Source organism: Flavobacterium sp. (genome assembly GCF_031409475.1).
In the GTDB taxonomy this organism is placed as follows: Bacteria; Bacteroidota; Bacteroidia; order Flavobacteriales; family Flavobacteriaceae; genus Flavobacterium.
This window is the reverse complement of record NZ_JANNXH010000031.1, coordinates 1-1,935: the sequence shown is the minus strand read 5'-3', so window position 1 is coordinate 1,935 and position 1,935 is coordinate 1. Positions and strand designations below refer to the sequence as shown.

Sequence of the window (1,935 nt, the reverse complement as noted above, 5' to 3'; positions counted from 1 at the left end):
TAAGTAAAAGTCAAAATTTAATGTCTCATTTAGTGAAGCACTAAATTAATTTGCCACAGATTTCAAAGATTAACACAGATTGATTCGTTACACAGCTTAAAAATCTTTTTAATCTTTGAAATCTGTGGCAAAAACTTTTTTATCCTATTTTGATATTACGACAATATATCTTTCTAATTACTTAGCATAAAATTTCCCGATAAAAATAGCTGGTGATTTGTCATTCTTGACAAAATTAAATAAAACTATTGCAGTATTTCCTGAATTTCGGGAGCAGAATTTAGAATTTCAATACAACCAAAAAATCCACCTCGATAAAAAAATTGAGGCGGATTTTGAGTTTAAAACAACTTGAATTTATCTTCTATTCAAATAAATAGAAACATAATATAACAATGTTGCGATAGAACCTAAAGCTGCTACAACATAAGTTCTAGCTGCCCATTTTAGTGCATCTTTTGCCCCAGCTTGTTCTTGTTGTGTTAACATTCTCTTGTTTTCTAACCAAGCCAACGCCCGATTACTCGCGTCATATTCTACGGGCAAAGTAACTATAGAAAACAAAGTTGTTGCCGCAAAAATCACAATTCCAATCAATAATAATTGTGGAAAAGTATTTAACATCAAGATACCACCAATCAAAATCCACTGCATATAGGACGAAGCAATATTTACAATAGGAACTAAATTGGAACGCATGGTCAACCAGCTATAGGCTGTTGCATGTTGCACGGCGTGACCACATTCGTGTGCGGCAACTGCTGCTGCAGCTGCATTTCGTTGATTGAAAACCGCTTCGCTTAAATTTATCGTTTTATCGGCTGGATTGTAATGGTCTGTTAATTGCCCTGCAACCGAAATTACTTTTACATCACGAATCCCGTGATCGGCAAGCATTTTCTCGGCGATTTCTTGTCCTGACATTCCGTTTTGAAGGGTTAGCTTTGAATAATGTTCAAACTTACTTTTTAATCTAGAGCTCACTAACCAGCTTGCCAGCATGATTGCGCCCATTAATATCATACTACTTATACTAAACATAATTTTATCTTTTTAATTAATTTATAAAGTTACTTAATTTGCATCAAATTTTAAACCATTTTTTTAGAATGTCATTTTGGCATTTTACACCATCCAGAGCAAACGTAACAGTTTCAAAAAAAACAACCACGAATTACACAAATTAACACAAATTTGGATGGTATAAATCCCACAAATTCGCCAAAGACAGATAAAATTCGTGCAATTTTATTTTTAGAATCACTGAAATTCGTGTTAATTTGTGTAATTCGTGGCAAAAAAATAACGGTTACATTTGCATTGCTATCCCACCAAATTTATCACTTTTCCGGGAACAATGATTATTTTATTCGGTTTTTTTCCGTCCAATTGTTTCAAAGTTCGTTCGTCTTTCATAATGATTTCCTGAATTTCAGGCACGGTTAAATCTAAAGATAATTCTATGGTGAAACGCATTTTTCCGTTGAAAGAAACCGGATATTCCTTGCTGCTTTCTACCAAATGTTTTTCGTCCAATGTTGGAAAAGCAACTGCCGAAATCGATCCTGAATTTCCTAATTTCATCCACAATTCCTCGGCAATATGTGGCGCATAAGGCGAAATAACTATGGCCAATGGTTCTAGAATAGCACGAGAATGACAATTTTGGGTTGACAATTCATTCACGCAAATCATAAACTGCGATACCGAAGTATTGAACGAGAAACCTTCAATATCTTCTGCTACTTTTTTGATGGTTTTGTGTAAGGATTTCAAGTTGTCTTTTGTTGGTTCGTCATTATTTACGATTAAACCATTTTCGTCAAAATACAAACGCCATAATTTTTTAAGAAACCCAAAAACTCCCGAAATTCCTGCCGTGTTCCAAGGTTTTGCTTGTTCTAATGGACCAAGAAACATTTCATACAAACGCAA

The 1,935-nt window shown here is 34.2% G+C and carries 2 protein-coding genes; both read right to left on the bottom strand.

The features are described 5' to 3' along the window. Positions 1–357: 357 nt before the first annotated feature. Positions 358–1,041, bottom strand: a complete 684-nt coding sequence (locus RMO53_RS06290) for a zinc metallopeptidase (RefSeq protein WP_310379057.1) — start codon at positions 1,039–1,041, stop codon at positions 358–360. Between the two features lie 282 nt (positions 1,042–1,323). Next, the coding region (locus RMO53_RS06285; RefSeq protein ID WP_310379055.1) for a class I tRNA ligase family protein at positions 1,324–1,935 on the bottom strand (612 nt) is incomplete at its 5' end.

What these genes read in the sequence shown, in the direction of transcription:
- RMO53_RS06290 (WP_310379057.1), bottom strand. Translation starts at nt 1,041, where the DNA reads ATGTTTAGTATAAGTAGTATGATATTAATGGGCGCAATCATGCTGGCA.